The 7873-nt window shown below is 67.1% G+C and carries 8 protein-coding genes and 1 pseudogene; 4 read left to right on the forward strand and 5 right to left on the reverse strand.

The window, feature by feature from the left end:
- Window positions 1–10 precede the first annotated feature (10 nt).
- Window positions 11–865: an SDR family NAD(P)-dependent oxidoreductase gene (locus AB0F41_RS01330; RefSeq protein WP_357420683.1), complete on the reverse strand. Its 855-nt coding sequence runs from the start codon at window positions 863–865 to the stop codon at window positions 11–13.
- A 172-nt stretch (window positions 866–1037) separates the two neighbouring features.
- On the opposite strand from AB0F41_RS01330, the gene AB0F41_RS01335 reads away from it, so the two are divergent.
- Window positions 1038–1901 (forward strand): helix-turn-helix transcriptional regulator, encoded by an 864-nt coding sequence (locus tag AB0F41_RS01335; protein ID WP_357420684.1) that lies wholly within the window; start codon window positions 1038–1040, stop codon window positions 1899–1901.
- A gap of 53 nt (window positions 1902–1954) precedes the next feature.
- Here AB0F41_RS01335 and AB0F41_RS01340 read toward each other — a convergent pair.
- The 3 genes and pseudogenes from AB0F41_RS01340 to AB0F41_RS01350 all read right to left on the reverse strand — a co-directional run.
- A pseudogene (locus AB0F41_RS01340) lies at window positions 1955–2080 on the reverse strand (RidA family protein); the annotation flags it as partial.
- A 25-nt stretch (window positions 2081–2105) separates the two neighbouring features.
- Entirely contained in the window at window positions 2106–3491 is a 1386-nt protein-coding gene (locus tag AB0F41_RS01345; protein WP_357420685.1) for an FAD-binding oxidoreductase, read from the reverse strand.
- 4 nt (window positions 3492–3495) lie between these two features.
- The gene (locus tag AB0F41_RS01350; protein WP_357420686.1) at window positions 3496–3624 is read right to left on the reverse strand and encodes a hypothetical protein; all 129 of its coding nucleotides are present in this window, start codon (window positions 3622–3624) and stop codon (window positions 3496–3498) included.
- Window positions 3625–3720: 96 nt separating this feature from the next.
- Here AB0F41_RS01350 and AB0F41_RS01355 point away from each other — a divergent pair, with 96 nt between their 5' ends.
- The gene (locus tag AB0F41_RS01355; RefSeq protein ID WP_357420687.1) at window positions 3721–4584 is read left to right on the forward strand and encodes a LysR substrate-binding domain-containing protein; all 864 of its coding nucleotides are present in this window, start codon (window positions 3721–3723) and stop codon (window positions 4582–4584) included.
- A 75-nt stretch (window positions 4585–4659) separates the two neighbouring features.
- On the opposite strand, the gene AB0F41_RS01360 is transcribed toward AB0F41_RS01355, so the two are convergent.
- Window positions 4660–5448 carry an SDR family oxidoreductase gene (locus AB0F41_RS01360; protein WP_357420977.1) on the reverse strand — a complete coding sequence of 263 codons (789 nt, stop codon included), beginning with the start codon at window positions 5446–5448 and terminating at the stop codon, window positions 4660–4662.
- A 433-nt stretch (window positions 5449–5881) separates the two neighbouring features.
- Here AB0F41_RS01360 and AB0F41_RS01365 point away from each other — a divergent pair, with 433 nt between their 5' ends.
- Window positions 5882–6808, forward strand: a complete 927-nt coding sequence (locus AB0F41_RS01365) for an ADP-ribosylglycohydrolase family protein (protein WP_357420688.1) — start codon at window positions 5882–5884, stop codon at window positions 6806–6808.
- Window positions 6809–6955: 147 nt separating this feature from the next.
- Window positions 6956–7828, forward strand: a complete 873-nt coding sequence (locus tag AB0F41_RS01370; protein WP_357420689.1) for an SAM-dependent methyltransferase — start codon at window positions 6956–6958, stop codon at window positions 7826–7828.
- The last annotated feature ends 45 nt before the right edge of the window (window positions 7829–7873 follow it).

Below are 7873 nucleotides of genomic sequence, written 5' to 3' on the forward strand. Positions count from 1 at the left end.
TCCATCGGGCTCAGCGACTCTCCGGGAAATCGGTACTCAGGGCTAGATCCTTTCCTGCTTCGAGGTCCGAACGCAGTGCCTCCACCTTCGCGGCCGCGAAAGCATGCGCGTCGGATCCCAGCACCTGGCGCAGTGGCCCGGCACCGCGGTCGACCAGTTCGATGATCGCCCGGACGCCCCGCACCGGGTCGCCGAGTTGAGTGCCCTGGAGCGCCAGATGATCGCGTGTCATCTCACGGATCGGCTCGTAGCCGTCCGTGGTGGTCGCGGGCAGCGCCAGCGAATCGGTGCTGAGGAACTCGGTCCGGAAGTAGCCAGGCTCCACCAGGGTGACGCGAATTCCGGAATCGGCGACCTCGGCCGCCAAGGCTTCGCTCATCGCCTCGAGCGCGAACTTCCCCGCGCTGTACAGGCCCCAGCCCGGCATTGTGGTCAGTCCCAGGATCGAGGAGAGGTTGACGATCTGTCCGCGGCGGCGGGCGCGCAGGTGCGGTAGTACCGCCCGCAGGACGTTCCACGCCCCGAAGACCTGGATGTCGAACATCTGCCGGGCCGCGCTGTCGGGCACCTCCTCGACCGCGGCCAGGTAACCGTAGCCCGCGTTGTTCACGACCACATCCACTTCGCCGAAGCGGTCGAGCGTGTGCCGCACGGCGTCGCGCACCTGCGCCTCGTCGGCCAGGTCGACGGTGAGTGCGAGCAGCCGGCCGGTGTCGGACCCGGCCAGCCCGGCATACAGCCGGTCGGTGCTGCGGGTGGTGGCCGCGACATTGTCGCCACGGTCGAGCAGGTGCCTCACCAGTTCCAGGCCGAGTCCCCGGGAGGCGCCGGTCACGAACCAGGTGGCGGGTGCGGATGCGGTCATTCTTCACTCGTTCCTTCGCGATGCGGGCCTCCTGCCGGCCCGCCCTGATCCCAGTTTGGCCGTCATCACTGCAGGTCATAGCCGTATATCTGGCCCACTCGGACCTGGGACCGGCGAACGTAGGACGCCGCGACCCAGGCAACGCCGGACCCGGCCCGGGATAATCTGAACCATGAGCGAGCCGAACCGGGAACTGGCCGACTTCCTGCGCCGTGCCCGCGCCCAGATGGACCCCGCTCGCGCCGGTCTGCCGACCGACAGCCGGATCCGGCGGGTGCCCGGTCTGCGACGCGAGGAGGTCGCCCTGCTGGCCGGGGTATCGACCGACTACTACACCCGGCTCGAGCAAGGCCGCCGGATCACACCCACGGCCGGCGTCGTCGACGCCATCGCTCGCGCCCTCGATCTGGACGCCGCCGGCCGCGCTCACCTCGGACATCTGATCGGGCATCCCACCGCAGGTCCTGTCCGGCGCAGCGTCCCTGTGCAGCAGGTTCGTCCCGGCGTTTACCAATTGCTCGACTCGCTCGACGGGCTTCCCGCCCTTGTTCTCGGCCACCGGTCCGACATCCTGGCGGGCAACTGGATGGCATACGCCCTGTTCGCCGACTTCACCGCCATGCCCGCCCGGCAGCGCAACTACACCCGCTGGATGTTCCTCGGCGACGAGCCGCGGGCCCTGTTCCTCGACTGGGAAACACAGGCCCGCGCTGCGGTCGAGAGCCTGCGACTCGAGGTGGGCAACAACCCCGGCGATCGCGCCGGGCTCGCCCTCGTCGAGGAGCTGAGCCGCGAAAGCGCCGAATTCCGGCAGTGGTGGCGCGAACACCGAGTGCTACAGCGCACCCACGGCGCCAAACGGCTACGCCACCCCGTGGCCGGCGAACTCACTGTCGAGTACGAGACGCTCACCCTGCCGGGCGATCCGGATCAGACCCTGTACGTGTACACAACCGAACCCGGTAGCCCGTCCCGCGAAGCGCTTCGCCTGCTCGCCAGCTGGTCGATGCCAGGGGACACCACTCGAACCCGCTGAAACCACCACGTGGCCGAGCAGCCCGATTCGCAGCCCTGAAGTCAGCGGGAAGCCTGCCCGGAGGCGTGCACGAGGTTCCCGCTGCGCACCGCGGGCAGGTACGCGGCGGCCGGTGTGGGCACGGTCGGCAGGGCGATGCCGAGGTCGCGCAATCGTTCGGTCCAGGTGGTGGTCGTCATGTGGTCGAGAGACCTTTCGCGTTCGTCAGAGCTGTGGGTTCGCGGGAAGGATTGCGGGATTGAGGATTCCGGCGGGGTCGAGGGCGGATCGGATCGCACGCATCAGCTGGAGGTCCACCGGGGTGCGGCCGAGTCCGATCCACGGCGCCTTCGCACGTCCGACCCCGTGCTCGGCGCTGATACTGCCGTCGTGCCGGGCGACGAGGCGCAGCACCATATCGGTTACGGATTCACGCTGATCGTCGGCGACGTCGAGGAGATTCACGTGGATGTTGCCGTCACCGATGTGCCCGAAGCAGATCGCCCGCACGCCGGGGAAAGCGTCGCGCATCCGGACCGTCAGTTCCGCGAGGAAGCTTTCGATCTCGCGCAGCGGCGTGGAGAGATCGAGTTTGACCGGCGGCGTCGTCGAGACCGCGCTGACCGCCTCGGTGTGGCTCTCCCGGTAGTTCCACAGTCGGTGCGCCGGGCCGTCCTCGATCGACGCGTCGACGATCACCGACTCGCCCGCGGTCAGCGCGTCGAGCAGCAACTGCTGTGCGTCCGCCTGACCCGACACCTCGACCAGCAAGGCGAACGGGGCGTCCTCCGCGAACGGCGCCCGGAGCGATTTGTGGTGCATGACCAGGTCTATTCCCGACCTCGTCATCAGCTCGGCGGCCTCGAGGGCGAGACCGGAACGCTGCAGCGTGTCCACGAACCCCAGTGCGCCCCCGACCGATTCCACGCCGACAAGTGCGACTTTGGTGGCTCGCGGGGGGACCACCAGCTTCATCCGGACGCGGGTGATCACCGCGAGGGTGCCTTCGGCGCCGGCCAGCAGGCCGGGCAGATCGTAGCCGACGTTGTCCTTGGTGAGTTCTTTCCACCGGGTGAAGACGGTGCCGTCCGCGAGGACGGCCTCGACGCCGAGCAGCTGCGCTCGGGTATTGCCGTTCTTGATCATCCGGATGCCGCCGGCATTGGTGGAGACGATGCCGCCCATCGTCGCCGAATCGCGCGACGCCAGGTCGATGCCGAAGTCGAGACCGTGGTGACGAGCCGCGCGCTGTGCCTCCGCGACGGTGACACCCGCGCCCGCGTCGATCGTCCGGCCCACCGGATCGACCCGGTCGATCCGGTTGAGCCGCACCGTGCTGAGCACGATCTCGCCGTGCATCGGGACGGAACCGCCGACGAGGCCGGTGTTGCCGCCCTGCGGAACGACCGCCACCCGCGCGCGGTGACACGCCGCGAGTACCGCGGCCACCTCGCCGGTGTTCGCCGGCCGCACGACGGCGGTGGTGTACCCGGTCCAGCGCCGGGTCCAGTCCGTGACGAAACCCGAGATCAGCTCCTGCTCGGTCAATACGTGAGCCGCACCCACGATTTCGGCCAGCTCGGCTGTGAGCGACCGGGTTTCCACCGTCATTCTCCTACTTCCTGCTACGGACGAGTTGTCCCGCGCGGGCGCCGGTGGCCGTGCCGTCGGCCACCGCGACCACACCGTTGACCAGCACCGACCGCACACCGCGCGCCAACTGCCAGGGATGTTCGAACGTCACCGCGAGAGCGGTACGCGAGGGAGAGCCTCCTCCGACCTCGCCGTCGCGTCCAAGACAGATTCTCGATCGGTGATCACTTTTTCTTATAGTGGCAGGATGAACCTCCAACGCGCCCGCTATCTCGTCGCGGTGGCAGAGCACTCCAGCTTCACGCGGGCCGCCGCGGCACTGCACGTCGCCCAGTCCGCGCTGAGCCAGCAGATCAAAGTGCTCGAACGCGAGGTAGGGGTGACCTTGATCGACCGGAACGGCCCGCGGATCGGACTCACCGACGCGGGCGTCGTCGCCGTTCGCGAGGCGCGATTCCTGCTCGTCGCCGCAGAACGGGCACTGATGCGGATCCAGGCCATCGCCGGCGGGAACGCGACACTGCGATTCGCGCATACCCGATCCTGGGCGGGCGGCGCCATCGCCGACACCCTCGACGCGTTCCGCAGACGGTTCCCCGACGTCGCGATCGACGAACATCGAGGCTTCACGAAACGGAATCTGGAGTTGGTGCGGGAGGGCGTGGTGGATATCGCCGTAGTGCGGCCTCCCGTCGACGCGCCCGATGTGACCGTCGAGGTGTTGGACCGCGAACAACTGCTACTGGCCGTTCCGGCGAACCACCCGTTCACGACCATGGACCGGATTCGACCGGAGCAACTGGTCGACGAGCCGGTCGTATTCTGGCCCCGATCCAACGGACCCGGCATGTACGACTGCATCGTCGAACAGATGTGGCCCGACACTGCACCGCGCGTGGTACGCAGTGAGGCCGACGACGAACAGGTCCTGCACGCTGTCGGAGCGGGAGTGGGGATCGCCCCCATGCCCGCCGGACGCGCGAACACCTTTCGAGTTCCCGGCGTCCATCTCTGCCGGCTCGACGGGCCGCCGATGTATCTGACCGTCGGGATCGCCTACCGCCCCGACAATCCCAACGCGGCGCTGCGCGACTACCTCGATTTGAGATGAACAGAGGCAGCCCCGACCGGTGACAGGCACGGCGCCGATGTTCCGGCGCCGTGCCTCGCTCGGCTCGTGCAGACCTCAGGCGGTCTTGATGGTGCCGCCGTCGATGACGAAGTCCGCCCCCACGATATTGGCGGACTTTTCGGAAACGAGGAAGGTGATCAGTGCCGCGACCTCATGGGGCTCCGAGATCCGGCCGGAGGCGATATTGAAGATATCGCCCAGACTCTCCAGCAGTTCCGTGTGCGACATACCCTGCGCAGCAGCAACATTGGCTCCAAAACTGTCCGCGCCGCGCCACAGCGGGCTGCCCACCACACCGGGCGACACCGTGTTGACACGCACCCCCTGGGGACCGAACTCGTCGCTGAGTCGTTTACCTAGAGCGGTCAAGGCCGCCTTGGCCTCGCTGTAGCCGATCGGACCGGGGGTCGGGGTGCGGGCGAAGATCGAGGAGATGTTCACGATCGATCCACGCCGCTGCAGCAGGCTCGGCAACGCCGCCCGGGTGGCCCACACGGCACTGAAAAGATTGAGGTCGAAGAGCTTGCGCCACTGTTCGTCGGTGACATCGAGAAAGCCGCCCAGACCCAGAAGATCCGCATCACCCGCGCCCACGTTGTTGACCAGGATATCGATACCGCCGAGTTCGGCGAGCGCGCCGTCGATCAGTCGCGTCGCGCCCTCAGGTGTGCTCAGGTCAACGGAAATGGCGGCGACGCTGACTTTTTCGAGCTCCGGTGTAATGGTCCGGGCGCCGCCGACAACCTGCACGCCTTCGGCGGTCAACGCCTCGGCGATCGCCAAGCCGATACCGCGGCCGGCTCCGGTGACAACTGCTGTTCTGCCGGTCAATTCGAGATCCATGGCAATCTTCCTTCCTGGACTGCCGGCGAAGGCCGGCGATGCCGGGATAGGCGGCACCGCCGCTTCGGGTCGGCCGAGGGTAGGCCGGGCAGCATGCGGGGATGGTATCCGAATACTCGCGCCGAAGTCGGTGAATACGGTCGAGACATGTTGGAACAAAAGGTGTTTCGGTCTATCGGCTATTCGGCCATCGAACTCGGCCGACTTTCGACCGAGCAAGGGTGCCTGCGGCGGCATCAACCGCCTGCGGGCTGCCGCCGCATCCAGTAGGTGACGTGCGATAGTGCGAGGCTGAATACCAGCCCTCCACCGGCTGGACGCGCTGGTGGCGGTGGCGGGTCATCGGTCGACCGGGTTCGGGGTTTCCTGCGCGGTGGTCATCTTTTGTCCCGGTGGTGCGGTCCGTCGCTGCGGGTGGCACTATGACACCGATATGTCACAGGATTCCGACGTCGTTCGTGACAGCCTCGATGGTCTGTCGGTCGGCGACGCGCTGGGTGCTCAGTTCTTCGTGCCAGGTCGTTCGCTACCCGATCTTCTCGCTGGTCGGCCGCCCGCGGCGCCGTGGCAGTGGACCGACGACACCGAGATGGCCTGTTCGGTATACCTGGAAGTCCGGGATCGAGGCCATATCGACCGCGACGCACTGGCGGCGGCCTTCGCCGACCGCTGCGAACCCTACCGGGGCTACGGCGCCGGCACGGTCGTGGTGCTGCACGAGATCCGCGACGGACGTCCCTGGACCGACGCGGCGGGCGCGGTTTTCGGCGGGCGCGGCTCCTGGGGCAACGGTGCCGCGATGCGTGTCGCCCCTCTCGGCGCGTATTTCGCCGGAGATCCCGACCGCGCCGCAGCCCAGGCCGCGTTGTCGGCCGAGGTGACACATCAGCATCCCGAGGCAATTGTCGGCGCCATGGCGATCGCTGTCGCGGCAAGTCATGCTGCGGCCACTCGCGGAAATTCCTGCGCACCGATCGAATTTCTGCAAGTGGTCGAGCCTTATCTGATCGACGGACGGACCGCGGCCGGTGTCCGCCGCGCGCGGACTCTTCTCGGTCGGTCGGTTGCCGAAGCCGCATACGAACTCGGCAACGGAGCAGCGGTCAGCGCGCAGGACACCGTGCCGTTCACCCTGTGGGCGGCCGCCACGTTCCTCGACGACTATCCCGCAGCTGTCACCGCATGTATCGAGGCCGGTGGCGACGCGGACACAACCGCCGCGATCGTCGGTGGAATCGTGGCGGCGCACACTGGAATCGGTGCCCGAGGCGGGATCCGTGGAATACCCGAGCAGTGGTTGTCGGCACGGGAGCCACTGCCACCCTGGTCGCAGGATTCTTCGTCGCTGAAAGTCCGGTAACCACCCAGCATCCTTGGACTCTGATCGAGGGAGATATCGCTGGTCAACGATGCTTGCAACCCGCGGATCGTCCAGAAATAGGCCATTGTCGTCACACGCACGAGCACTGTCGGTGTAGGGGTTGTTTCGCTGTGCGAGACTGCACGGGTGGCCGAGACCGATGAACCGATTACCCACGTGTCCGACACCGCCCGCTGGGTGGCTTCCTACCGTGCCGTCGAGTCGGCCCGACCCGATGCGCTCTTCAACGACCCCCTCGCCGACCGGCTCGCCGGGGAGCGCGGTCGTGCCATAGCCGCCCGCGGACCGCGCTTGGTGGACAACGGCTGGAACCTGGTCACTAGGACCAGGGTCATCGACGACCTGATAATGAAGTCGCTCGCTGAGGGCTGCGATCGGGTGATCAATATGGCGGCGGGAATGGATACTCGCCCGTACCGACTGGACCTGCCTTCCGAATTCGATTGGATAGAGGCCGATCTCCCCGAATTGGTCGGCGAGAAAAGCGAGTTGCTGGCCGACGAGTCGCCGCGCTGTTCGCTCACTCGTACGGCGGTGGATCTCGCCGAGCCCGAGGCGCGACAACAGTTCCTCGACGAGGCCCTCGCCGGTGCAAAGCAGGCGCTGGTGCTCACCGAGGGACTGGTCTACTATCTCGCCGAGGACGATGTCGTCAGCTTGGCGGCCGCGTTGGCGCGCCCGGAAATCGCTTGGTGGGCACTGGATGTGAACAATCAGGCAATTGTCAAGCGGATGAGCAGATCCAATACGACCCTGCTGGCGAATGCGCCCTGGCGGTTCGGTCCGGTCGATCCGCTGCGCTTCTTCGCCGGCCTCGACTGGACCGCGGACGAGGTGGAATCGTTGGCCTCGGCGGCACACAAGTACCACCGGCTCCCGTGGTATATGAAACCGCTGATGCTCTTGCCGCAGCCGGATCCGCGCAAGCCGATCGAAAAGCCTTGGCTGCCGTGGAGTTCGGTGGTGCGACTCACGCACACCGGCACCGGCGACCAGTAGTACAGCCGGGCCGCACCGGCCGGGTGAGCGATTCGCTCACCCGGC

The organism is Nocardia sp. NPDC024068 (genome assembly GCF_040638875.1).
In the GTDB taxonomy this organism is placed as follows: Bacteria; Actinomycetota; Actinomycetes; order Mycobacteriales; family Mycobacteriaceae; genus Nocardia.